The organism is Gordonibacter sp. RACS_AR49, assembly GCF_030418435.1.
GTDB classification, from domain to species: Bacteria; Actinomycetota; Coriobacteriia; order Coriobacteriales; family Eggerthellaceae; genus Gordonibacter; species Gordonibacter urolithinfaciens.
The window spans coordinates 266,147-291,198 of the sequence record NZ_JAIUDM010000002.1 but is presented as its reverse complement, the minus strand read 5'-3'; the positions used below and the strand labels follow the sequence as shown (position 1 = coordinate 291,198).

Genomic DNA, 25,052 nt, shown 5'->3' with positions numbered 1-25,052 from the left:
TCCGCCCCCTTCCCCTCCCCTACGAGCCCAGCATGATCCTGATGATCTCGTCGTTGGTGGCACGCATGCCGTCGCGGCCGAGGCGGGCGATGCTGTCGATGGTGTTCTCCACGCCCTTCTTCACGATGCCGTCGCCGCCGTAGAACTGCTGGCCGTCGCGGTACATCACGTAGCCGAGGATGCCGGCGTTCACCGAGAAGGCTATCTTGCCGGCGCACGAGGGCTTCGCGCCGTCGCACACCATGCCCGCCACGATGGACAGCGCGTTCACCACGGCGTGGCAGGCCTCCTTGTAGCCGCCGCCGTCCAGATACGCGATGCCGGCGCCCGCCGCCGCGCCCGCGCACACCGCGCCGCAGAACGCCGACAGCCGGCCGATGCCCGTCTTCTGATGGATGGCCACGAGGTTCGAGAGCACCAGCGCACGGTAGAGCTGCTCGTCGCTCGACCCCAGCTCGCGCGCGTACACGATGAGCGGCACCGACACGGTGATGCCCTGGTTGCCGCTGCCGGAGTTGATGACCACGGGCAGCTCGCAGCCGCTCATGCGCGCGTCGGACGCCGCTGCGGCGCACGCGCACGCGCGCGACTTCACGTCGTCGCCGTAGGCGCCCAGCATGACGCTGCCGATGTTCGCGCCCCAGTCGCCGGCCAGCCCCTCGTCAGCCACGGCGCCGTTGCAGGCGATCTGCCGGTCGAGCAGCTCGCGCACGTCGTCCACGTCCACGGTCATGGCGAAGTCCCAGATACCGGCCATCGACAGCAGGCCGCGGTCGGTCATGCCCTCGGCCGCGCCGCCCTCTGATGTGGGTGCGGCGTCGCGCAGCACCTCGCCGTCGCGCTCCTCGCGCACGATGTTCGTGTGGAAGTCGGCGATGCGCACGAGCGCGCTGCGCGCTGGACCGCCCGCCGCGGCCCCGACGCTCTCGACGTCCTCCGCGGCGAACACTCGCACGACAATATCGAAGTCGAGGCCCGAATCGGCGCGCTCCACCATGATGGGCGTGCGCCCCAGGTAGGCGACGACCTCCTCCACGTCGGCCGGCGACACGTCGGCGATCACCTCCAGGCTGCGGCCGGCCTCCCCCGCCACGATACCGGCTGCCGCCGCAGCCTCGATGCCCTTCAAGCCGCCCGTATGGGGCACCACCACGCTCTTCGCGTTCTTGATGATGCTGCCGCTAGCCGCCACGTACACGCGGGTCGGCTCGGCTCCCAGCAGCTCGCGCGCCCTCGCCGCCGCCAGAGCGATGGCGATAGGCTCCGTGCATCCCATCGCCGCGATAAGCTCTTCTTCCAAAATGGAAACGTAGGCGCCGTAGCGCTCGTCGGTCCGCTTCATGCTCCGCCTTCCCGCCGGTTACAATTCCCCCATGATAGCACGCGACCCCGTTGGCGCTTAAAGCCAAAATATTGCTGGCAACACAGGGAGCCGTCGCTATAATATGATGCAATTGCGCTTGCGCGCTGAACAATGAGGAGGTCCGCTTGAAGAAGCGGAGCAGGCTGGGCAAGGGACTTATCGTCATCGCCTTCTGGGTGCTGGGCGTAGCCGTACTCATGTTCACCCTTGCGCAAGTGCGCGACTTCGCCGGCATCATCAACGACTCGGGCGTCGTGCGCGGCGGCACGCAACGCATGGTGAAGATGGAGCTGGCCGGCCAGCCGGCGCCGTCCACCGAGCAGCGTGTAACCTCGCTGTTGGAAAAGTTGACCGCGAACGAGAAAAACCGCCTGTACAAGGGACCCAAAACCCACGAGTTCATGGACAACCTGGCCGCCGTCAACTCGCAATGGAAGCTCATCGAGAACGAGATCGACGCCCTGCACCGCGGGGAGGGGTCCGCCGAACGGCTGCTGGACCTGAGCGAGAAGCACTTCGCCCTGGCCGACACCATGGTGCTCTCCGCCCAGAAGCGCGCCGAGCACGACTTCCTCGTGATGGGCGCCATCTGCACTGTGCTGTTCCTTATCGCCGCCACCATCATGCTGTTCATGCGCAACGACCGCATCTCGAAGCTCAAGACCGCCTACTTCACCGACCCCCTCACGAAACGCAAGAACATGCTGGCCTTCGAGGAGCAGGGGCAGCAGCTCGTGTCCAGCGCCCCTGGGGGCACGTACCTGGTGGCATACACGAACGTGCTGAACTTCCGCTACATCAACGAGACGTACGGCTACGAATCCGGCGACAAGCTCATCCTGACGCTGGCCCGCCTGTTGGACAACGCCTGCCGGCGCGACGAGCTGGCAGCCCACGGCAATGCGGACCACTTCGTGCTGCTGCTGCGCAACGAGCCGCAGCGTATCGAAAAGCTGCACGAGCACATCGAGGCGAAGCTGCGCGCAATCCCTGACATCCACTTCACGGGCATCCTCTCGTTCGGCTGCGGCGTGTGCGAGGTTGAGCAGCCCAGCGAAAATATCCCGCTCCTGGTGAGCAACGCCATAGCCGTGATGAAGGAGTCGTCCGACAAGGAGGGTATCTCGCGCTACGACCAGGTGTTCCGCAACGCCGTGGAGCTGAAGAACCGCATCGAGCAGCACGAGGACGAGGCTCTGGCGAACCGCGAGTTCCAGCTGTACCTGCAGCCGAAGAACCGCCTGGCCGACGGCGCGCTCGCCGGGGCGGAGGCACTTGTGCGCTGGGATTCGCCCCAGCTGGGCTTCCTCCCACCCGACTCGTTCATCCCCCTGTTCGAGAAGAACGGGTTCATCGTGCAGCTTGACTTCTACATGCTCAATCGCGTGTGCCAAACCTACCCGATGACCGTTCCCGGTACCGGCGAAGCGCTCGTGGTGTCCGTGAACTTCTCCCGTGTCACCATTATGCGCGAGGGCTTCATCGAGCGCCTGCTGCACGTGGTGGGCAGCGCCCGCATCCCCCACGAGGCCATCGAGGTCGAAGTCACCGAAAGCGCGTTCGTCATGGATGAGGACGCGGTCATCAACAAGCTCGAGACGCTCAAGGCCATGGGCTTCCGCTTGGCCATGGACGACTTCGGCACCGGCTACTCGTCACTCAACCTGCTGCGCAAGCTGCCCATCGACGTGCTCAAGATCGATCGCGGCTTCCTCTCCGAGAACACCGACCCGAGCCGCTCGCGCTCCGTGCTGAAGGGCGTGCTGGACATGGCCGGCGACCTTGGGCTGGTCACCGTGTGCGAAGGCGTGGAAACCGAGGATCAGGCCGCCATGCTGAGCGAGCTTGGCTGTCCGGTGGCTCAGGGCTATGCGTTCTCCAAGCCCCTGCCGGAGGGGGAGTTCCGCACCCGCTACGGACTTTGAGGGCCGAACCGCACGTTGACCGGGCACGGCGATACCCGACTATTTTCATAGCCATGCACCTTTTCTCAGGCGACGCACCGTACAACCGGATACAATGGGAGCTGTTCTCCCCGCAGCACCCAGTCCGGCTTCGGGAGATCGGCCACCTCGGTTAGGAGCAGGTACATGGGCGACGACGCTTCGGGGAACCCTTCGACGCACCGGCACACGTACGTCATCGACCGCGACCATCGCGTCGTGTACATGGACCAGGCAGCGCACCGTGCCTTCCCCCGCGGCCAGGTGGGCTCCATCTGCTACGAGGCGTTCCGCGGCGCAAGCGATCCCTGCGATGACTGCCCCTGGCACGGGCACGAGAGCAACAGCGGGGACGCCACCCAGACCGTCATCTTCAGCGCGCGGCGCGATAGGTGGTACGAGATCACGTGCCTCGAGGTGGACTGGTTCGACCGCGGCCCCTGCGTGCTGTTCTCGGGCCGGCCCGTTGACGACCGGAGCCGCAGCCTGTTCTCCACGCTGAGGGAGCCGTCGTCCTACGACGAGCTGTTCGAGATCAACGTGACGGGCGACACGTACAAGGTGCTGTACCACGAGCCCGGCAAGTACGCCATGCCGCCGCTCTCGGGAGAGCTCGGCGCCATGTTCGACGACGTGTTGAGGAACATGATCAATCCCGAGGACCGTGAGCGGTTCCAGCGGTTCTGGGACTTCGACACCCTGCTCGAGCGTATCGAGGAGGAGGACGGCGCGCTGCGCGGCGAGTTCCGCAAGCTGCGATGCGACGGCAGCTGGGGGTGGGTGGCGCAGACCGTCGTGCCCGTGAAACGAGGCGAGGGCGGCGAGACGGTGGTCATGTGCTTCATCGCCGACATCGACGCCGAGGTGCGCGCCCGCGAGGAGCACGCCGAGAACGCCCAGATAAGGCAGCTTCGCGAACGTGACCAGCTCACCGGTATCTACAACGCCGCCACGTTCTACGCGAAGGCCAGCGCGCTGCTCGAAGCGCACCCCGAGCGCTGCCACGAGGCGATCTACCTGGACATCGAGCACTTCAAGCTGTTCAACGAGTGGCACGGTCGCGAGGCCGGCGACGAGATGCTGCGCGCCATAGCCAATCGCCTCTCCAACCTGGCCGAGCGCTACGAGGGCGTGGCGGGCTACCTGGGCGGCGACGACTTCGCGCTCGTACTGCCCCACGGCATTATCACCGAGGACGCCGTCGACCGCCAGCTGAAGCTGCCGCCCTTCGACTCCGAGGACGCCATCGGGTTCCGCCCCGCCATCGGCGTGTGCTCCGTCGAGGAAGCGGGACGCTCCATCAGCACCGCCTGCGACCACGCCATGCTGGCCATGGCCACCGTCAAGAACACGTACGCCAAGCGCGTGGCCTGGTACGAGGAATCCATGTCCGAAGAGCTGAAGAACGAGGCGAAGCTGCTGCTGGAGGTGAAGCAGGCGCTGAAGAACCGCGAGTTCGTGCCGTACTGGCAGCCCCAGTGCAGCACCCGCACGGGGCGCATCGTGGGCCTCGAGGCGCTCGTGCGCTGGCAGCACCCGGAGCGCGGGGTGGTCATGCCGGGAGCCTTCATCCCCGTGCTCGAGCGCAGCGGGTTCATAGCCAGCCTCGACCTGTACGTATGGGACGAGGTGTGTCGGCACCTGCGCTCGTGGATCGACCGCGGCTGCCGGCCCATCCCCGTGTCCGTGAACATCTCGAGGGCCGACCTGTACGCCATCGACGTGGTGGACACGCTCGAGGGCCTGGTGGGCACGTACGGCCTCGACCACAGCCTGCTGGAGCTGGAGATCACCGAAAGCGCCTATGCCGAGGACCGAAAGATGGCCGAGGCGGTGAGCAGGCTGAAAGCGCTCGGCTTCACCATCCTCATGGACGACTTCGGCAGCGGCTACTCATCGCTCAACATGCTGAAGGACATCACCGTCGACATACTCAAGATCGACATGGGCTTCCTGAACCGCAACGACAACACGCGACGCAGCGAGAGCATCCTCGAGGCCGTCGTGTCCATGGCCCGCCTCATGGACCTGCGCATCATCGCCGAAGGCGCCGAGACGAAGGAGCAGGTGGGTTTCCTGCAGGACATCGGCTGCGACTACGCCCAGGGCTACTACTTCCACCGCCCCATGGACACCGAGCATCTTGAGGCTCTGCTCGCCCAGCCCGACGCCGTGGACTTCCGCGGCGTGCTCGCGCCCATGATGGAGCTTATCGACATGGACGCCCTGCTGAACGAGGACGAGACGAGCAGAACCCTCGTCGACAACCTCATCGGCGGCATGGCCGTGTACGCCGTCTACCCCGACCGCTTCGAGCTGCTGCAGGTGAACAACTCGTACTATCGCGTGACCGGTTGCAACGCCGTCGACCTGCACGAGCGCCAGCGGTACATCTTCCGCCAGGTGCACCCCGACGACCGGGGCCTCGTCATGAGCCTGTTCGAGCAGGCCGAACAGCACCCCGTGTCGGGCTCCGAGGGAACGATCCGCCGCTACCGCCTGTGCGGGGACCTCATGTGGCTGCACATGAAGGTGTTCTTTCTCCGACGCGAGCAGGACCGCAGCATCTTCTTCGCCTCGCTCTCGGACGTGACGGGCCAGAAGGAGCAGGAGCTGGAGCTACGCTCTTCGCAAACCGCGCTGAACGACGTCCTGGGCCTGCCATCTGCCGAAAGGGCGCTTGACGATATGTCGTCCGAAAATCGCCAAGTAGCAGCTCAGATATTCCTGGAAAACGTGCCGGGCGGCCTCATAGGGGGCTACTGCGAGGAGGGCTTCCCCATCCTGTTCGCCAACGAGGAGATAGCCCGCATGGCGGGTTACGACACGTCGGCGGAGCTCATCGAGGCGCTCGATGGCAAGGTGGGCAACTCCATCCATCCCGATGACCTGCCGCACGTCATGAAGGACATCGGGCCGGACTACTACGAGGGCCTCGACTACACCACCCAGTACCGCATGCCCCGCAAAGACGGATCTTGGTTCTGGGTAGCCGACCACGGAAGGGTCGTTCGAACGAAGAACGGTCGCCTGGCCATCGCCAGCGTCTGCCTCGACATCGACGACTCCGTGCGCATGCAACAGGAACTGGCACTGGACGACGAGATGCTGCACCGCATCATCCTCCAGGCCAGCCTGAACGTATGGATATACGACGTGGAGCACGACCACCTGACGTTCCAGAACCTCTCGTCCGACGGGTTGACGACGCTGCTGGCCTCCGCGGACCGCTTTGCCCCCGAGCAGGGCGCTGCGCCGGCCGAGCGAGCGGCGCGTGTGCTCAGGCGCTTGGCGCGCGAGGCCCTGCACGACGGCGTGCCTGTTCGCGAGATTGAGGCGCTGGCCGAGGACGGCGACCCAACCCGGCTGCGCGTGACCTGTGAGACCGTGCCCGATGGCACCGGCAGGCCCGTGCGCGTGATTGGCTACATCGAGGACGTCGCCCAAAGCGGCCCCAACAGGGAAGGCGACCTGTTCGAGATGCTGAAGGGCCGGGCCGTGGACCACTGGTGCGTCAACCTGCGCACGCAAAGCTTCCTGGACGCGTCGGACCGCCGGGCGTGGAGGCGGGCGGTGGGCGCCGTGCTGGAGGATTGGACAGACACCACGCCGGCCGAGCGCATCGGGCGCACGGTGCGCACCGTGAAGGACGCGGAGGCGGTCAAGTCGTTCCTCGACTTCGACGCCATGCTCGCACGCTTCGACGACGGGGTGCTGTTCGACTCGCTGGAGTATCGTCAGGAGGACGAGCGGGGCGAGCGCTGGATGGAGCTGGGCTACCGCCTTATCCGCATCGAGGCGGGCGGCGACGTGTACGCTTACCTTTCCGTGACCGACATCGACCGGCGCAAGCGCCGCGAGCTTGATCTGGAGGACAAGGCTCGCCACGACGCGCTCACGGGGCTGCTGAACCGCCAGACCGGCGCGGCGCTGCTGCCGGAAGCCCTGGCAAAGACGCTACGCAAGGGTACGGCGGGCGCGTTCGTCATCATCGACCTGGACGACTTCAAACTGGTCAACGACCGTCACGGCCACCTGTCCGGCGACACGGCGCTGGCAGACGTGGGCCGGCACCTGCGCAGCGCGTTCCGAAAGAACGACCTGGTGTGCCGCTGGGGCGGCGACGAGTTCATCGTGTACTGCGACGACATCACGCGGGCCAGCCTGGCGCGACGCGTGGGCGCGCTGTGCGGCAAGCCGTGGACGACCAAGGTGAGGGGCGGCACCACCATCGAGGTGTCCGCCTCGGCCGGCGTCGTGCTCGTGCCCAAGCAGGGCACGGAGTTCAAAACGGTGTACGACCGCGCCGACGCGGCGCTGTACCGGGCGAAGTCGATGGGCAAGGCACACTTCTGCTTCTACGAGCCCGACATCCCGTCGCCCGTCGCCAATTGAGTCCGGCCTACACGCCTAGCCCCACCGTCAGGTGCATCATGTAGAACGCGAAGCGCATGACGAAGATGCCGGCCAGCACGAGCGCGCACGCCGCGATGGCGCGGCCGACGCCCAGAGAGCGATGGCCCTCGCGCACGCGGATTAGCAAGACCTGCGCGTCAAGGCCAATGCCCGCGAGCGCCAGCACGCCGAACGCGGCGATCATGAGACCGTAATACGGCACGAGATCCGAGGCAGCGAGGAACGCGTTCGCGATGCGCGGCAAGTCGGCGCTCTGCAGCCCGAACGACACGAGGTTCGCGACAAGGGCCGCCGTCGACAGCGCCAGCAGCGCGCGCCCGAAACGGCCGCACGCCGGCTCCCAGCGCGCGGCGCGCAGGCCCACGAGCGCAAGAACCGGACCGCCCACCAGCGCGTTCAGCCACAGGTTCAGCGGCACGTACACCGTGTACCACGACACGATGGTCTCGGCGCTGTAGGCGAAGGCCACGGACGTGACGAACACGATGCCCGCCGCCATGGCCAGCGCCATCCAGGAGCGCTGCAGCCCGACGCGCGGCTGCTCGGCGAACGAGTAGAGCCAGTAAACCCCCGCCAAAGCCAAGAACACCACGGCGCAGAACACCTCGGTGGAAAGCGGGCTGCGGCCCACTCCCAGGAACACGTAGAGAGCGTTCGCCGGATTGCCCAGATGGGTGGCCGAAGCCACGAGCCCCACCATGGTGGTGACCAGCGGTATGCTTAGGAACTGGTTGATGCGCCGCCGCGCGTCGACCGGCACGTCCGTCCGAAGAAGCGGCAGGCCCATGAGGATGAACGCGACGACGCCCGACGGTGCGAGCGTCGTGAACAGTACGAGCGTTATCTCGCCCAGCGCCGTGCCCATCCCCGACAACATGGCCCCTCCTAGCGGTAGAACCGCGGATAGGCCACGTCGAGGGCGCGCTCGGACTGGATGCCCTCGAGGCTCGCCTTCGCCAGGCGCGCAAGGCCCTCGTAGAACGGCTGCTCCGCGGCCTCGGCCAGCTCGTCCAGGAAGTGCGACGACCACGGCAGCAGGTGCAGGCGCAGAAAGTCGTCCAACACCTCGGGGCGGTTGCGGGCGATCCACGCCATGAGCACGAGCATGAGGCCGATGTGGTCCTCGGGGGTCTTGTCGTCCACGAGCCGCTCGATACCCTGCGCGCGCATCCAGGCACGCAACGCGAGCGTGCTCTCGCCGAACACGACGCACTCGCGGTCGGTGTACACCGAACCCCACGGCGGTGCCGGCTTCGGCGCCGGGCCCACGAACAGGCGGCGGTACTCCCACACCAGGTCGTCGTCCTCGACACCGCGCGCAAGTCCCTCTTTCATGAGCGCCAGGTCGCCATGCGCCTCGGCCTCTTCCGCGAACGGCCACTCCGCGGCGGCTGCATCCACGTCGAGTGCTGCCAGCGCCTGAAACGCTGCGCCGGCCTCGCCCGTCTTCGGGTCCTGCAGGAAGAACGGCCCCAGCGTCTCGCCCACGAAGGCGATGCCCTCGAGCATGTCCCGGCCGTCCTGCATGTTCTCGTCCATAGTTCGTCCCCTCCGTCGAAACCAGCAAGGTACGCCACATTGTAGCGTACCTTGCCTCCGTCAAAGTATTCGTTTCGGAACCGTGCCGGCGCGCCTTCCCTAGAAGCTCAGGCCCACGGAAAGCTGCACGGCATAGAACACGAGGCGGGCAACGAAGATGCCGATCACGGCCATGACCGCTCCGAAGCCGGCCATCGCCACCGGGCTCTTGCCCAGAAGCGCCGCCACGGTGCCCGCCGCCGCCAGCACGAGGCTGGCCACGGCCGCCGCAAGGTAGATGGTGACGTCCGCCACGAGGTCGGCACCGGACACGAGGGCGTTCTCCATGCCGCCCACGCCCATGACCTGGACGCAGAACCCGCCGATGGCGAGCACCGCGCCGGCTGCGGCCACCACGATGCCGGCCGTCTTGAACGAGCCCTTAAGCGCATCGGGGAGCGTGCCGGCAAGGCCCAGCACCAGCGTGCCCAGCGGCATACCGCCCAGCAGGGCGAAGCCCAGCAGATGCACCACCACGAGCGGCGAGTTCCACGAGGCGATGGTCTCCATCATGTAGGCCATGCCGGTGAAGCAGGCGAACACGGCAGCGGCCACGGCCACTACGGCCACGAAGCCCTTGCGCGCGCCGCCGGAGAGCTTGCCGGCCAGTGCCAGGATCACGTACACCAGGGCCAGCACCACGAACAGCGAGCCCACGAGGATCTCGTTCGACAGCGGCGAGGAGCCGATGCCGGCGAACACGCCCGCCGCGTGCAGCGGAGAGGCCAGGTGGAAGAACGAGGCGGCGAAGCCCACGAGCACCACGACGAGCGGGATGAGCGTCATGCGATCGATCTTCTTCACCTGATCGTCGGTGAACGTCGTGGTGAAGAAGGCCAGCGCGAGCGCGATGAAGGCGCCGGCGCCCATCGGGGCCAGGGTCGTGAACAGCGCCAGAGGCAGTTCGGCGAATGCGGCCTCCATGCTACATCACCTCCAGGGGGTTGACGACCTTGCCGTCGGCGCTGCCGGCAGGCTTGGCGTCCGCGGAAGGCTTGATGTACAGGTTCGGGTTCGTGTAGTGCGGCTCGGGCAGCGGCGCGATGTTGCCGCGCTCGCCCACCTTGGACATCTCCTCAACCGTGCCGAAGTCGAGCGCGCGGGCCGGGCAGGCCTCCACGCACACCGGCTTCTCACCGGCCGCCACGCGCTCGGCGCAGCCGTCGCACTTCACGGAGTGGCCCTTGGAGCGGTCCACCTTCGGCGCATTGTACGGGCAGGCCATGTGGCAGTAGCCGCAGCCCACGCACTTGTCGGCGTCCACGGACACGAGGCCCGTCTCCGCATCCTTGTGCATGGCGCCCGTGGGGCACACCTTCGTGCACGCCGGGTCGTCGCAGTGGTTGCACGACAGCGACAGCGGGTAGCTCGTGCACGTGGAGGTGAAGCAGCCGTTGGCGTCCCTCACCGTCTCGCCGCTCGTCACCTCGTACACTTTGCGGTACGCGACGCCCAGGTCAAGATCCTTGTAATCCTTGCAGGCCATCTCGCAGGTCTTGCAACCGGTGCAGCGAGTGCCGTCGAAAGAAAATGCGTAATGCGTCATGATCTATCCTCTCCTTTCCTCGCCGCTATGCCTTCACGACTTCGCAGATGTTCGTGTGCTGCGGGTTGCCCTTCGACAGGGGCGAGGGACGCTGGGTCGTGAGCGTGTTGATGCTGCCGCCCTTGTCCACGCGGTCGCCCGCCATGTCGGCGTCGTGCCACGCACCCTGGGAAACCGCCACCGTGCCGGGAACCACGCGGGGCGTGACCTTGGCCAACAGCTCGATCTCGCCGAACTCGTTCTTCACGCGCACCGTGTCGCCCTGCTCGATGCCGCGGGGCTCCGCGTCCACCGGGTTGATCCAGGCTTCCTGCGGGTTGACCTCCTTGAGCTCGGGCATGAAGCCCCACGAGCTGTGGATGCGGCCGCGGTAGTGGAAGCCGGACAGCGCGAGCGGGTACTCGTCGGTCGTGTTCTCCACGCCGTACCACTCGGGCAGGTACACGGGGATCGGCGGCATGTTGTCCAGACCGGGCAGCGTGTCGTCGGCCTCGAGCTCCCAGCCCTCGGTGAACTTGAGCAGCTTCTCGGAGAAGATCTCGATCTTGCCGGACGGCGTGTCCAGCTTGTTCGCCACCGGGTCGTCGCGGAACTTCTTCATGGACACCACCGGCGCGTGCTCCTCGATATACACGCCCATCTCCACAGCCTCATCCCAGGTGGGGAGCTTCGGGCTCTTCTCGCGTGCCTTCTCGTACTGCTCCTTGATGCGCTCTTCCTCGGTCTTGCCCTCGGTGAACTCGTCGGCCACGCCGAACTTCTCGGCCATGAGCGTGGCCATCTCGTAGGCGGTCTTACGCTCGAACTTGGGCGACGTGCAGGCCGTGCCCGTGATCATGTAGCCCGTGTCGGAGCCGGTGGAGATCTGCGAAGTCTGCTCGAAGCGGAACAGGTCGGGCAGGATGACGTCGGAGTACTTCAGCGAGTCGCACATGACCGTGTCGATGCCCAGGATGAACTCGCATTTGCTCTCGTCGGCCAGGACGTCGTGCGCCTTGTTGATGTCGGAGTGCTGGTTGGTCAGGCAGTTGCCGGCGTAGTTGATCATGTACTTGATGTTCACCTTGAGCGCGTCGGCGTTCTTCACGCCGGCGTTCTTCGACGTCATCTCGGTACCATGGTCGATGGCATCGGTGAACAGGAAGCACGGGATGGAGGTCTTCACCGGGTTCTTGCCGGCATCCATGGACACGCTCGCCGGGCTCGTGCGGTCCTCGCGGGTGCCGTTGTTCGTGCCGGGCAGGCCGATCTGGCCCACCAGGCAGGGCAGCGCCATGATGGCCCAGGCCGTCCACTCGCCGTTGCTGCGGCGCTGCGGGCCCCAGCCCTGGTTCACGTAGAGGGGCTTCGTCGTGCCGATCTCCTCGGCCAGCTCCTCGATGCGCTCGGCCGGGATGCCGGTGATCTTGGCGGCCCAATCGGGCGTCTTCTCCACCATGTCGTAGCCCTCGCCCATGATGTAGGCGTAGTAGGACATGTTCTTGCCCCGATAGGCCTCGGGCATGGTCTCCTCGTCGTAGCCCTGGCAGTACGTGTGCAGGAAGTCCAGGTCCACCAGGTCGTTCTTGATAAGGTAGTGGGCTATGCCGGCTACGAGCGCCGCATCGGTGCCCGGGTTGATGGGCAGCCACTGCTCGGAATGGCCCGAGATGGAGTCGTTCATGCGGTAGTCGATCATGTAGATCTTCGCGCCCGTGCGCTCGCGCAGGTGCACCCAGTCGTAGTGCGTGGTCAGGCCGCCCTGGCGCGTCTCGGTGGGGCTGGAGCCGAAGATAAGCACGAGCTTGGCGTCCTCGGCCGTCTTGAACGAGCTGCCGCCGTTGCCCTTGGAGCCGTACATATACGGCGTGATGCAGGAGATCTGCGCCGTGGAGTAGCTGTTGTAGAAGTTCAGGTAGCCGCCCACGAGGTTGAGGAAGCGGTTGAAAGGACGCGACGTGGTAGCCGACACGCCGGTGGCGTAGGGCACGTACACAGCCTCGTTGCCGTACTTCTCGATGACTTCCTTGAGCTTCGTGGCCGCAAGGTCGATGGCCTCGTCCCAGCTGATCTGCTCGTATTTGCCCTCGCCGCGCTTCCCCACGCGCTTCATGGGGTAGTTGATGCGGTCGGGGCTGGCGAGCCAGCGGCGGTAGCTGCGACCGCGGAGGCAGGCGCGCGGCTGCGGGTCGTCGAAGCCCGCATCCTTGCTCGTATAGGTGTCCACCCACACCACTTCGTCATCCTGCACGTGGAACTTCAGGCTGCAACGGCCCGGGCAGTTGATGGCGCAATGGCCCCACGTGACGGTCTCCTCGGCGGCGGCATGCGCTTGCGGCACGCCCGCCCCGAAGAGCGTGTTCGTGGCGGCGACGCTGCCGCCCACGGCTGCCAGCGCGCCGAGCGCACCGGTCGTCTTCATGAACGTACGGCGGCTCAGACTCGGCATGTTGTCTGACATGACACTCCCCCTTCGATAGTCCTCGATGCGCCCTGCGCCTCCCGCGCCGGACGCCCTGCCGGTTCCGCCTTCCGGGTTCCCCCCAAGACGGCAACGGCTCCATAACGGGGCCTACCATACCCTTATCGGAGAAAACGCGTGTCACATAAAATGTGGGAACTTTGAGTATTCGCAGGTCAAATGCCTGCATGTGAGGGGTGTATGTGACAAGTTCGCGCCGCCGCCCCTAAGCCTCAACGCAGTGCGCTCAGCAGCGCCGGCGGCGCCGTGAGCACGAGGCTGGGATACGTGGCGTCGGCGGGTGGCAGCGGGGGGATGCTCGCAAGCTCGCCATAGGCGGCTTGGAGGTCGCCTATCTCGCCGAAATGGAGCGCGTCTTCGGGACAGGCTTCCACGCAGGCAGGCTGCCTGCCCGCCTCTATGACGGCGGCGCAGGCATCGCAGATGACGGCCACGCCGTGGCGCGGGTCGATCTTCACCACGCCGTAGGGGCACGCCTGGGCGCAGTCGCCGCATCCGGTGCAGAGCGCGGACACCACGCGCATGAGGCCGGTCCCCGGCTGCTTGCGCAACGCCTCCTCCGTGCATACGGCCATGCAGGCCGGGCGGGCGCAGTGCAGGCAGCTTACCGAGATGAAGTACGCGAACAAGGTGAGCGAGCAGGTGCCGTCGGGCGCCTCCTCCCAAACGCCGCCTTCGTACGAGGTCACGGTGCGGCAGGATAGCTCGTCCGGCACGCGGCACTGCGCGCAGCAGGCGTCCACGCAGGCGCGGCATCCGATGCAGCGCACGGCGTCGACGTGAAATCCATAGGACACGTTGTTCCTTTCATCATCCCCCTCCGCTCCACAACCCATCACGTCATGGTATCGGCCGCCGCTTCCGCAACAATGCCGGCCACCAGAGCATTCAACGAACCGTGGGCGCACCGTTGCCCCGGTGTAACACGTGCAACGGCCCTTCGGCAGGCACGGGCGAGCCCAATCGGCTATACTGCACTCCTGTCTCTCGTCGCATGGCCAATGAAACCGGGGGAGCCCTTTGCAGCCAGCAGCCATCATCCGCATATTGAAACCGAACGTCACGTCGCTCGGCTATGCGCTGTTTCTGGCCATCAACGCCGCCGGCGTATGGGGAGGCGTGTTCCCGTTCCTGCCCTTGGAGTTCCAGACGCCCGAGATCGTGTTCTGGTTCTTCCTGGCGCAGTCGCTCGTGTTCTCGGCGAGCTACTTCGCCAGCGCCTTCGGTGTGTACTTCCTGCCCGGACCCACACGGCGCTTTATGGTCATGCTGGCCGCCGCGCCATACTTCTTGGGTTGGTGCTGCCTCATTGCCGCCATCTACCTGGACGCATGGGCTTTGCCGCTCGTGGTGGTAGGAGGTGGCCTGCTCGGGCTCGGCTCGGCGGGGTTCTTCATGCTATGGCAGCGCCTGTTCGCCAGCTTCGACGCCGACCACGGCAACCGCGACCTCATCGTGGGCACGGCCTATGCGGCCATCATGTACTTCGCGCTGTACCTCATACCGCAAGCGGTCACAGCCTACCTCATCCCACTCGTGTTCCTTCCGCTGTTCGGCCTGGCCATCGTTTTGAAAAGCCGTGAGATCGACCGCGACCAGCCCATGTTCGAGGACGTGCCGCGCGACCATCCGCACGTGTACCGCACCGTGGTGCGCGACTACTGGCGCAGCGCGTTCTGCGTGGGAGCGCTCGGATTCTGCACGGGCATCATGCGCTCCCTGGCCATCGGGGAGCCGCAGGTGGGAGCGCTGGTGAACGTGCTGTCCATGGCCGGCTCGCTCGTGGCGGCGGCGACGGTGCTGGTGCTGTGGCAGTTCAAGAACCTGCGCATGAACGTGGTGGGCGCCTACCGCGTGGTGTTCCCGTTCGTCATCACGTCGTTTCTGCTGCTGCCGTTCCTCATGGTGGCGTATGCGCAGTGGCTCGCGGCCATCCTGTACGCCGTGTACAGCGTGGCAATCGTGCTCATGATGATACAGTGCGCGCAGGCATCGCGCGACCGCGGCATCAACCCCGTGTTCGTGTACGGGTTTTTCGGCGGCGTGGTGTACGCACTGCACGACGTGGGGTTCATCGGCGGGTCGTTCGCCGAGCAGATCATGGTGACGGGGATCGAGCCGGTGGCCGTGGTGGCATTGGTGGCCGTGTACCTGCTGGGGCTCATGTACTTCGTGGGGCAAGGCGGGTTCCGCCGGATATTCAGCCGCAGCAGCGACGCGGAGAGCATCGAGCTGGTGGCGCTGCGGCCCGCCGGAGAGGCGGCGCGGCCCGCCGCGAAGGCCGCCCCCTCTGCAAAGGCAGACCCCGCTGCGAAGGGCAAGCGCGCCCCTGTCGCAAGCGAGCCCTTCTACCAGGACCGCATCTCGAAGCAGGCCGAGCTGCTGCGCCAGCACTACCGCTTGAGCGCGCGCGAGACCGAGGTCATGGAGCTCATCGCCCGCGGCAACACCGTCGCCCGCATCGCCGAGGACCTCGTGGTGTCCGAGAACACCATCCGCACGCACTCCAAGCGCATCTATACCAAGCTGGACATCCATAAGAAACAGGAGCTTTTGGACCTCATCGACTCGTTCGACCCAAGCGAGCTGGAAGGCTAGGGCTGTTCGCAGGGCGCATGCGCCGACCGTACAGCCTGCTACGCAGAAGCTTCTTTCCTCGCCTACTTTCGGCTCGCGGCCGCGTCGCTCCAGCCAGATGCGCCCGGGGGCAGTCTTCGCTCTTCCCTTCTACGGAATTTCGACCCTCCGAGTCACCGTTTTGGCCGCTCTGAAGCTGGCTCGGATCCGATGAGGGCAATCCGTTTACGCCGAACTGGGCAAACACAATCTAAAGCCTTGGAACGCCACGGGAGCAGGTCCCCAACCCAATAAAAACACTTCAGAGCGATCGAAACGGTGATTCGGGAGATCGCTTTTCTCGTGTATTGGGGCAGCGTGCTTTGACACTGCCCTCCATAAGGAACCGCCCCGCGAGCAGCGGGGCGGTCTCATTCGTCTTTCACGGGTTGAACGAAGGCAGAGCCTGTGCTGAACCCTAGCGAGCCTCGATCTCGCGACTTTCGGCACGGTCCCGACGAACGCTGCGCCTTTAGAACTGCATGGCGTAGAACAGCACGCGGGCGGCAACGAGCGCGGCCAGCACCGCCACGTTGCCCAGGACCAGGTAGGGAACGGCCTTGGTCGCATCGGTCGCAGCCTGCCTGCGATAGCGCGCCTCGAGGTCCGGGACCACGTTGCCCTCGGCCGCCGGGCTGGCAGCTGCCGAATCGACGCTGTTCCACGGCATGGCCGCAGCGCCCGCAGTGCTGCCGAGGGGTGCCGCGGAGCGGCCCGAGAGCGGCCCGCTCAACGCTCCGCGCATGCAGGCGAGCGCCACCACGAAACCGGCGATGGACACGATAAGGTACACCCATGCGCCTGGCAAGGCATCGGCGCCGGGGAAGATCGCAGCCACCGTGGCTTGGGCGTTCATGAGCTGTACCGTGACGGCGAAGATGGACACCACCGCGCCCACAAGCGCCGTGACGAGCGCTGCCGTGCCGAAGCGCGTCTCGCGCGCCTCGGGAAGGGCCCTCGAAGCAGCGAGCACGAGCATGCCCAACGGCACACCGCTTGCCAGGCTGAAGCCGGCGAACCCGAGGGGCACGATGACCGAGGCCCACAGCGGAACGTCCGACATCATGTAGGCCACGCCGATGGCCACCGAGTACACCACCGCCAGCACGGCCACCACCGTGGCGAACGCCTTGCGCGCGCCGTCGGACAGCCGGCCGACCATGGCCACGACCCAGTACACCAACGCCACGACGGCGAACGCCACGGCCATGAACACCGCGAACCCGAACGCCCCGGGATCTATCCCTTGGATAACCAGAAGCGCGCTTTGCGGCGTGTTCATGAACGCGACGGCCGCGATCACACCCACTGCCAAGATGACCAGCGGCAAAAGCGTCCAGCGGTCGATGCGCCGCAAGGTCTCCGCCGAGAAGCGCGTCGTGAGGAATGCAATGGCCAAGCCGATGAACGCGCCCGAGGCCATGGGCGCGGCCGCCGTGAAGAACACGAGCGGCAGTTGCAGATACACCAGATCCATAGAACCAACCTCCTTGAAGCGCTAGGCTCCTTCGAATGCCGTCATTATCCGCGGCTATCGTAGGCGCCCCGGCGGAGGTGGCTCCGAGGTCCCCGCCGATTCCTCTAAGGCGTTGCCGGGCCGAAGCGCTCCCGCGATGCGAGCCTTCGCGACCCCCATTTGAAGAAGCGGTTCAGAACATGCGGGCGCCCCGGAGAGAGCCGCCAAAGGATCTTCCGGTTTTCGAGAGGCATTTAGCGCAGCCCGAAGACGTCCTGGATAGAGTAGACGCCGGCGGGCTTGCCGTCGAGGAACTGGGCGCAATCGACGGCGCCGCGGGCGAAGCAGTCGTCGCTGTAGGAGTAGTGCGTGATCTCCAGGCGCTCGCCCAGGCCGCCGAAGTACACCTTGTGGTCGCTCGTGATGTCGCCGGCGCGCAGCGAGTGGAAGCCCACGCCGCCGGGCTTGCGCGCGCCGTGGCCGCCGCGGCCGTATTCGGCCAGCTCGTCCAGCGTGGTGCCCTTGAGCTCGGCGATCATGGTGCCGATGATGACGGCGGTGCCGCTGGGCGCGTCCAGCTTGTCGCGGTCGTGCTGGTCGATGATCTCGATGTCGCACTCGTCCGCAAGAGCGCGCGCGGCCGTCTCCACGAGCGCGAGCATGACGTTCACCATCTTGGAGGTGTTGCATTTGAAGATGACGGGGATACGCGCGCCCGCCGCCTCGAAGCGCTCGAACTGCTCGGGCGTGAAGCCGGTGCTGGCGGTGACGAGAGCCTTCCCGTGCTCGACGGCCAGGTCGAGCGTTTCAAGACATTGCTCCACGCTGGACACGTCGATGAGCGCGTCGCACTCGCCGATGATCGACGCGAGGTCGTCCGTCACCGGGATGCCGAGGTCGCGCCCGAGGCCTGCCACCTGGCCGAGGTCGCGGCCGATGTAGTCGCGCCCTGCGGGCCCCACGCCACCAACGAGCTCCATGCCCTCGCGCTCGTCCACGAACCGGCAGATGGGCTGGCCCATCTGCCCATGGCATCCGACGACGATCACCTTCATACCGCGCTCCTTCCCACCGTGTGGCCGCATCGCCAATTGGCACGCTGCCCATTTTCGCAAGTATAAGCGGTACGAGCGGCAAATGACCTATGGCGAGTCGACAAAGGTTGGGTCCGGTCGCCTTCCGGTGCACACTAATCACCGATTATTGCAGAATTTGGGCGCCACCCTCTTTCCGCAGTTTCGCCATCAGGCATTTTCCCGACCCATTCCTTAAAGCTCGCCCTATCTCCTGCCTTGAGACCGGAAAACGGTATAAAACTGGTGAATAGTGTGCACCGGAAGGACTTTTAGCGACCAACGAGCACAGCCATCGGGAATTGGCTCCGCGCGATAGCCACGGTGCCGCCCCGAACAGCGACAGCCCTATCGCCCCGAGCTGCGGCCCTATAGCCCCAGGCTTAGGCCCTATCGCCGCCGGGTCAAGCCCGTCCCTGCGGCCCTATTCCCCAGCGCTCTCCTCGCCGAACAGCACGTCGAACAGGTAGCGCGTGATGGTGGCGCGGCGCACCACGCCGATGAGCTTGCCCTCCTCGTCGATGACCGGCACCTTTTTGAACTTCTTTTTCGCCAGCACGTCGGCGATCTCGCCTACGGCCTGGTCGGCCGTTGCGCACAGCACCTTCTGCACGGCCAGCTCCATGACGTTGCGGTGCTTGAGCGCGCGAGCCTTCTCCTCGAAGGACTCGTTGTCGTACAGCACCATGTTGGCGTAGCCGCCGCCGAAGATGGAGCGCGTCTTCTGCGCGGCCACCGCCTTCATGATGTCGCCGTCGCTGATGAACCCCACCACGTGCCGGTCCTCGTCGATGACGGCGAGGCCGCTCGTGCCCAGGTCGTTGAACAGGGCCACGATCTCGCCGAGGTTCTGGTCGTAGCGGCACGTGTACACGTCCCGCTCCATGATGTCGCCTATCGTGCGGTTCATCGTCCCGCCCCTTCCGTCGCTTCCTCCATGCACGCGGCCGCAACGGCGACCGTCGCCTTCACAGGCGCCTCGGCCTCCGTCTTCCCGGACGCCCCAACTTGCGGCGCCGGCGCGGTAGCGGTGCGCTTCTTCACGTTGCGCACCTTCAAGATGGCGATGATCAGCGCGACCGCCGCCACCGCCGCGGAGATGCCGTATGCCACGTCGATGCCCGCCGCCGTGGACGCCACGGGGCCGGCCTCGGCGTTTGCCGCGGTCACCATGGTCATCACCGTCACGATGAGCGCCGTGCTCACCGCGCCGCCCACCTGGCGACCCGTGTTGCTGATGGCGTTGCCGTGCGCGATCATGTCGTTCGGCAGCGCGTTGATGCCCCAGGTGGTCACCGGCATGTTCGCCAGCGTCAGCCCCGAAGATTGGATGACGTAGAACACCACGAGGTACGCAACCGTCGTCTTGTCGTCGACGAAGGACAGCGCCGCCAGCGAGCCGGCGAGCCCCGTCAGGCCCACGATGGCGATGACGCGCGGGCCGAACCTGTCGAACAGCATGCCGCTGATAGGGCTGAGGAAAATGGTGGCCACGGCGCCGGGCGTCATGAGGATGCCGGTTTCGAACGCCGTCAGCCCCAAAACGTTCTGCAGGTAGATGGGCAGGATGACGCTGCCCACGGCCAGCGCCGAGTTGACCACCGTCACGATGACGGCCGAGTACGCGAACGTGGGCGTCTTGAGGGCGCGCAGTTGCAGCAGCGGCTCGTCGATGTGCAGCTGGCGATGGATGAACCACGCGAGCGCGACCACGCCCACCGCGATGCTGCCGATGACCACGGCGTTGCTCCAACCCAGCGTACTGGCGCTGGAGAAGCCGTACAGCAGGCCGCCGAACGCGAACGTGGACAGGATGATGGACGGCACGTCGAGGTGCGGGCGCTTGAGCTCGCCTACGTTCGTGAGCAGGAAGAAGCTCACCACCAGCACGAGGATGGCCAGTGGGATCATCGCCCAGAACATCATGCGCCAACCCCACGCGTCGATGATGCCGCCGGCCAGCACGGGGCCGGCCGCCGGCGCGCAGCTCATCACGATACCGGCCATGCCCATGGCCGTGCCGCGCTTCTCGGGCGGGAAGATGAGCATGGGCACCACGCCCACGAGCGGAAGCTGCACGCCTGCGCCGGCCGCCTGCAGCACGCGGCCCACGATGAGGAGCTCGAATGAGGGGGTCGCTGCGCACAGCGCCGTGCCCACGATGAACGAGACGAGCGAGACGAAGAACAGCTTGCGCGTGGAGAAACGGTCGATGAGGAACCCGGTGATAGGCACCATGATGCCGTTGACCAGCATGTAGATGGACGTCACCCACTGCGCAGTGCCGGCCGAGATGGAAAACGCGTCCATCAGCTTCGGCAACGCGGGCGACAGGACGGTCTGGTTCAGGATGGCAAGGAACGCACCGGCCAGCACGATGCCGATGACGGTGATCTCCTTGCGGGTCACCTTATGCTGCTGGGCTATCAATTGTTGCTCGTTCAAGAGCGCATCAACTTCCTTTGCGAACGCGTCGAAGACCAAGCCGCGCCGAAGCGGCGGTCGATCGTCGAGTATGGGATTTCGAGGGGAATGAAAGCTGCCGGGGACGCGTCAGCGGACGCGCATCACCCGAGGGGGCTCGTTCAGCGCCAACCCTGCCACACGCCGTAGTCCACTTCGCCATGCGCGCGGAACGCGGCCGTGCGCGAGCGGCGCCGCGAAAGCTGGGCGAGGCTGGCGTAGCGTTCGTATAGGTTCAGAAGCGATTTCATAGCGGGCAAGTATACCGGAAGCCGAAACCCCCGTATCTTCGAGAAAGCGGCCCGCTTCAAGCGATTTCCACAAGATCGGACAAGTGGTGTCCGAGGCATCTGATCGGAAAACGTATCAAAGAACTTCGAACATCTGGCGAGATCGACGCGGATAGCATTAAGACGCACCGAGGAATGCCGCCATGTACCCCGGACAGTACACTACTCCACTGTCGAGGATTTTGCAGACCGGAGAATGGATGGTTTCAGGGATTTTGCAAACCGGAAATTGGGCAGTTTTTTATATTTCGCAAACCATGTGCATAACTATCATGTACCTATTAACGCCGGTCGTTGTCGAGCGGTTCCGGGAGACATCGCGGCAAGCGAAGCGGTCGGTACATAAGCTAGCGCGTTCGGGCGACCTGCCTCCGGGGCGGCAGGGTTCAAGGGATGCCGCCGCATTTCCCTTGCATTCTGTTCCGAATCGACGTTCTTCGGGTTTTGGGCACCTTCGAGTCACCGTTTTGCCCGCTGTGAAGCTCATCGAGCCGTCACGAGGCAAGCTGACGTCTCGCGACCTGCGCAAACGTGCGCGCATCTCGCGGAAAGCCGCCGGAAAGCGTCGTCGTCGGCATCAAATCGCTTCACAGCGGGCAAAACGGTGCATTTCAACCGCTCAAAAGGCGAAGGACCGGCGATCGCCATCGTCGGCAGCGTGCGGGCGCGAGGGGGGTTCGCTCCCGCGCCCGCACGCCTTCTACGCTTTCCGCACTTCCACCCAGAGGTCGAATTGGGCCGCGCCGCCGCCGATGGGGTCGCAGAGGCCGCCGCCTCCGGCGAGCGTGGGATCGTCGGGCAGAAGCTCGTTCATGCGGAAGCCCCGGCCGCGGCCTCCGGCGAAGCCCGTCTTCTGCTTGCCGGGCTCATCGCCGTCGAGGACGCCCTCCTCTTCCAGGTAATCGGGCGCGGGACCCACCTGCTGGCCGTCGACGGTCACCGCTCGCGCGCCGTAGCCCTTGTGCCCGAACGAGTAGTTCGAGCCCACCACGCCAGGACGGATGCCCTCGGTCACGCGCACATGGCCGGCCATCGCCCCGACCGATCCTTCGATCTCCACGGCGTCGCCATTGGCCAGGCTGCGCGCCTCGGCGTCGGAAGGGTGCATCCACACGAAGTTCTCGGTGGTCGTCTCGCGCAGCCAGGGCGCGGCGATGGTGCGATGCGAGCCGTTCGTGCGGGCCTTCCAGTTGATGAAGGCGAGCGGGCGCTCGGGCGGGTGCTCCATCGGCGTGCCGTCGGCGAACGCCACCGGGGCGGGGTGCGCTAGCCCGTCGAAGTTCTCTCCGGTCAGAGCGTTCTTGAGCGAGGCGGTCTTCGGATCGTAGAATTGGCACAGCCCGCCGTAGCGCGCCTTGATGAGCTCGCCCTCGTAGCCGTCGCCCTTCGCCGGATCGGCCGAGGCGAACCTCCCGCCGCGGTTGAGCACGTACACCACCTTCGGCCATTCCTCATTGGTGACGGCCGCCTTCCACGCCGCCAGGTCGAACGCCTCGCCCAGCGCGCGCGTCCGGGCGCGCTCGAACAGCGCGAGCTCCTCGGAGTCGGCGTCGGGCACGGGCTCCTTGCCCGTGTAGGCGATGTTCGCGGCCATCTTCAGCCAGTAGTCGTACTCGTTCGACAGCGCCGCCGTGCCACCCGCGCCGTCCTTGCCCACCGGCACCGCGCCCTCGCCCACGCCCGGCAGGTTGAGGCGCGCCATGAGGTCCAGGTACACGTCCTCCACCGAGCGCGGGCCCTCGTACGCCCGCACGGCCGGCTGCCCCAGCTGGATGAGCTGGTAGGGCTGGTTGGGATAGATGCTCTCCTGGCTGAACCGCTCGAGGTACACCTTGTCGGGCAGCACGAAGTCGGCGTAGCGCGACGTGTCGCCTATCTCCACGTCGAACGACACGAGCAGGTTGATCTTGGCCGGGTCGCCCAGCACGTCGACCAGGCGGTCGCCGCCCGACGTGGAATCCACGAGCGAGTGGCGGTGGATGAACAGCGCGCCCAGGTGGTCGTACACGTAGCCGGCGCGCAGCGTCGGGACGATCTCGTGCGACAGGTTTCCCGGCAGAGGGTACCATGGCCGGGGTGCCGGGTAGCCGTCCTGCTTGAAGTAGCTGGTCTTCTCGTACTCCGTCTTCTGGCGCGTGATGGGAATGCCCCAGCCCGCGTGCGCGTCCGGTACCGTCTGCAGGTCGTAGCGGCCCGTGAACGGGGCGAACTTGGCGGCGGCAGCAATATGGCCGCCCTTCCAATCGTGGTTGCCGATGAGGAAGTTGAGGTAGCCCACCGCGCGTACCGCGTCGAACCCGTTGGCGTGCATGGCCGGGCCGCGGTAGCTCATGACGCAGGCGCGCTTGCCGTGGCTCGTGAACTCGCGCGCAACCTCCTCCACCACGGCGGGCTCGATGCCCGCGTCGGCGGCGTACTCCTCGAGCGTCCGCTCCTCGATGCGCTCCTTCAAAAGCTGGAACACGCTTTTCACGCGCGTCGGCGCGCCCTTGACCTCCACCTGGGCGTCCGCCAGCAGATCGGCCGCGCCCTCCACGGCGTCGGCGGCGGTCAGCTCGCCGTCGACGAGCACGAACCGCGCGTCCTCGGCCAGCGGCTGGCCGTCGGCGCCGGCTTCTCCGGCACACCCGAGCAGCTTCGCGGTGACGACGGGCGGTTCGGCAGATCGACCGCCACGAGGTGCGTCGCGTCCGACCACGTGGGCTCGCCGAGCGCCGCGGCCGCCCTCTTGCCGGGCGCCGCCAGATACCGGGCGTCGTAGCGCTCGTTGGCGACGATCCACGCCATCAGGGCGAAGGCCAGCTCGGCATCCTTGCCGGGCACCACGGGCAGCCACACGTCGGCCTTCGACGCGCTGCGGCCCTGGCGCGGGTCCACCACGTACAGCTTCATGCCGCGCTCGCGCGCGACGGACAGGCGCGGTGCCAGCCACGACGGCCCCTTGTTCGCCGTCATGGGCTCGGTGCCCCAGATGATGAGGCATTCGCAGTGGTCGATGTCGGCGTACATGCGCTTGTGGTTCGTCGTGGGGTGCGTGCGCACGTTGGCCATGACGCCGGTCATGCCGCATACGCCGCCGTGGTTGAAGTTGTTGACCGAGCCGAACCCCTGCTGCGTGAGGCGGTCGCCGATGAGGAACATGCGATCGCCGCCGGCCGAGCAGAACAGGTTGGACTTCGGGCCCAGGTCGGGGTGCGACGTGTCGATGAGGATGTCGGCACACTTCACGTCGAACGCGTCCTGGGTCATCTCGCCGGACTCCACAAGCGCGACTTCGGCCTCCACCTGCTTCTTCGGCGCCCAGGCGTACCATTCCGCAATACCGGGCGTGCCGAGGGTCGGCGAGCCGTGCACGATCTCGTCGAGCGCCGTGTCCCAGTCCACTGTTTCCCACTCGTCGCTTCCGCGCGCGCCCACACGGCGCAACGGACGGGTGATGCGGAACCGATCGTGCACGAGCTGGACGCCCGACTGGCCTTTGAGGCAGATCATGCCGCCATTGGTCGCGCGGCCCTCGCGCGCCATGCCGTCTCCGGGAGCGAGCGCCTCCTCGGGCCGCGTGCCATAAGGCACGGGCGCGTAGGGCTGCGAGTTGAGCGGCGAGTACGGGTTGCCCGCGATCTTGCGCACGAGCGCCGTGGCCCCCTCGTTGGCCTGCGGGCCGTCGGCCGCATCGCACACGCGCACCTTGATGGTGCAGTACGTGTTGCAGTTGTTGCACATCGACAGGATCACGTCGTCGGCCGCGTACGCGCCGGTGGCGGTGCCTCGTCCATGTGGTGTGTCGGTCATAGGATCGTCGCTTGCCATATAAGCCCCCAATCCGGTTCCTGCCGCCAAAGCGCCT

General features: G+C 66.2%; 16 protein-coding genes. 3 read left to right on the top strand and 13 right to left on the bottom strand.

Translation table 11 applies throughout. From position 1 onward, the window contains the following. Window positions 1-19: 19 nt before the first annotated feature. Window positions 20-1,342: a serine dehydratase subunit alpha family protein gene (locus LB310_RS05800; protein ID WP_278805845.1), complete on the bottom strand. Its 1,323-nt coding sequence runs from the start codon at window positions 1,340-1,342 to the stop codon at window positions 20-22. A gap of 146 nt (window positions 1,343-1,488) precedes the next feature. Between LB310_RS05800 and LB310_RS05795 the strand changes: the two genes are divergently transcribed. Together LB310_RS05795 and LB310_RS05790 are read left to right on the top strand one after the other, a co-directional pair. Then, window positions 1,489-3,288: a bifunctional diguanylate cyclase/phosphodiesterase gene (locus LB310_RS05795; RefSeq protein WP_278805846.1), complete on the top strand. Its 1,800-nt coding sequence runs from the start codon at window positions 1,489-1,491 to the stop codon at window positions 3,286-3,288. Between the two features lie 165 nt (window positions 3,289-3,453). Continuing rightward, a complete protein-coding gene (locus tag LB310_RS05790) occupies window positions 3,454-7,701 on the top strand; it encodes an EAL domain-containing protein (RefSeq protein ID WP_278805847.1) in 4,248 nt (1,415 codons plus the stop codon). 7 nt (window positions 7,702-7,708) lie between these two features. On the opposite strand, the gene LB310_RS05785 is transcribed toward LB310_RS05790, so the two are convergent. The 6 genes from LB310_RS05785 to LB310_RS05760 form a co-directional block, all read right to left on the bottom strand. Continuing rightward, window positions 7,709-8,599 carry a DmsC/YnfH family molybdoenzyme membrane anchor subunit gene (locus LB310_RS05785; protein WP_278805848.1) on the bottom strand — a complete coding sequence of 297 codons (891 nt, stop codon included), beginning with the start codon at window positions 8,597-8,599 and terminating at the stop codon, window positions 7,709-7,711. 8 nt (window positions 8,600-8,607) lie between these two features. Continuing rightward, window positions 8,608-9,261 (bottom strand): Tat proofreading chaperone DmsD, encoded by a 654-nt coding sequence (gene dmsD / locus LB310_RS05780; protein WP_278805849.1) that lies wholly within the window; start codon window positions 9,259-9,261, stop codon window positions 8,608-8,610. A gap of 99 nt (window positions 9,262-9,360) precedes the next feature. Next, complete coding sequence (locus tag LB310_RS05775; RefSeq protein WP_278805850.1) at window positions 9,361-10,224, bottom strand: DmsC/YnfH family molybdoenzyme membrane anchor subunit; 864 nt, start codon at window positions 10,222-10,224, stop codon at window positions 9,361-9,363. A 1-nt stretch (window position 10,225) separates the two neighbouring features. After that, complete coding sequence (locus LB310_RS05770; RefSeq protein ID WP_087190159.1) at window positions 10,226-10,846, bottom strand: 4Fe-4S dicluster domain-containing protein; 621 nt, start codon at window positions 10,844-10,846, stop codon at window positions 10,226-10,228. Between the two features lie 25 nt (window positions 10,847-10,871). Then, window positions 10,872-13,286 carry a DMSO/selenate family reductase complex A subunit gene (locus LB310_RS05765; RefSeq protein ID WP_278805851.1) on the bottom strand — a complete coding sequence of 805 codons (2,415 nt, stop codon included), beginning with the start codon at window positions 13,284-13,286 and terminating at the stop codon, window positions 10,872-10,874. Window positions 13,287-13,519: 233 nt separating this feature from the next. Further along, a complete protein-coding gene (locus tag LB310_RS05760; protein WP_157780548.1) occupies window positions 13,520-14,104 on the bottom strand; it encodes a 4Fe-4S dicluster domain-containing protein in 585 nt (194 codons plus the stop codon). Between the two features lie 223 nt (window positions 14,105-14,327). Between LB310_RS05760 and LB310_RS05755 the strand changes: the two genes are divergently transcribed. Further along, window positions 14,328-15,905, top strand: coding sequence for a helix-turn-helix transcriptional regulator (locus LB310_RS05755; protein WP_278805852.1), 1,578 nt, complete (start codon window positions 14,328-14,330; stop codon window positions 15,903-15,905). A 490-nt stretch (window positions 15,906-16,395) separates the two neighbouring features. Here LB310_RS05755 and LB310_RS05750 read toward each other — a convergent pair whose 3' ends face one another. From LB310_RS05750 to LB310_RS05725, 6 genes are all read right to left on the bottom strand, one after another. Then, on the bottom strand, window positions 16,396-17,400 hold the full coding sequence (locus tag LB310_RS05750; RefSeq protein WP_087190162.1) for a DmsC/YnfH family molybdoenzyme membrane anchor subunit: 1,005 nt from the start codon (window positions 17,398-17,400) through the stop codon (window positions 16,396-16,398). A 233-nt stretch (window positions 17,401-17,633) separates the two neighbouring features. Continuing rightward, window positions 17,634-18,434, bottom strand: a complete 801-nt coding sequence (dapB, locus tag LB310_RS05745) for a 4-hydroxy-tetrahydrodipicolinate reductase (protein ID WP_278805853.1) — start codon at window positions 18,432-18,434, stop codon at window positions 17,634-17,636. Window positions 18,435-18,876: 442 nt separating this feature from the next. Beyond that, window positions 18,877-19,362, bottom strand: coding sequence for an HPP family protein (locus LB310_RS05740; protein WP_278805854.1), 486 nt, complete (start codon window positions 19,360-19,362; stop codon window positions 18,877-18,879). Continuing rightward, window positions 19,359-20,897, bottom strand: a complete 1,539-nt coding sequence (locus LB310_RS05735; RefSeq protein WP_278805855.1) for a DHA2 family efflux MFS transporter permease subunit — start codon at window positions 20,895-20,897, stop codon at window positions 19,359-19,361. The genes LB310_RS05740 and LB310_RS05735 overlap by 4 nt, the downstream gene beginning before the upstream one ends. Before the next feature lie 1,008 nt (window positions 20,898-21,905). Then, complete coding sequence (locus LB310_RS15320) at window positions 21,906-22,433, bottom strand: molybdopterin dinucleotide binding domain-containing protein (RefSeq protein ID WP_367316807.1); 528 nt, start codon at window positions 22,431-22,433, stop codon at window positions 21,906-21,908. Between the two features lie 1,322 nt (window positions 22,434-23,755). Beyond that, a complete protein-coding gene (locus LB310_RS05725; RefSeq protein ID WP_278805856.1) occupies window positions 23,756-24,997 on the bottom strand; it encodes a molybdopterin-dependent oxidoreductase in 1,242 nt (413 codons plus the stop codon). Window positions 24,998-25,052: the final 55 nt, after the last annotated feature.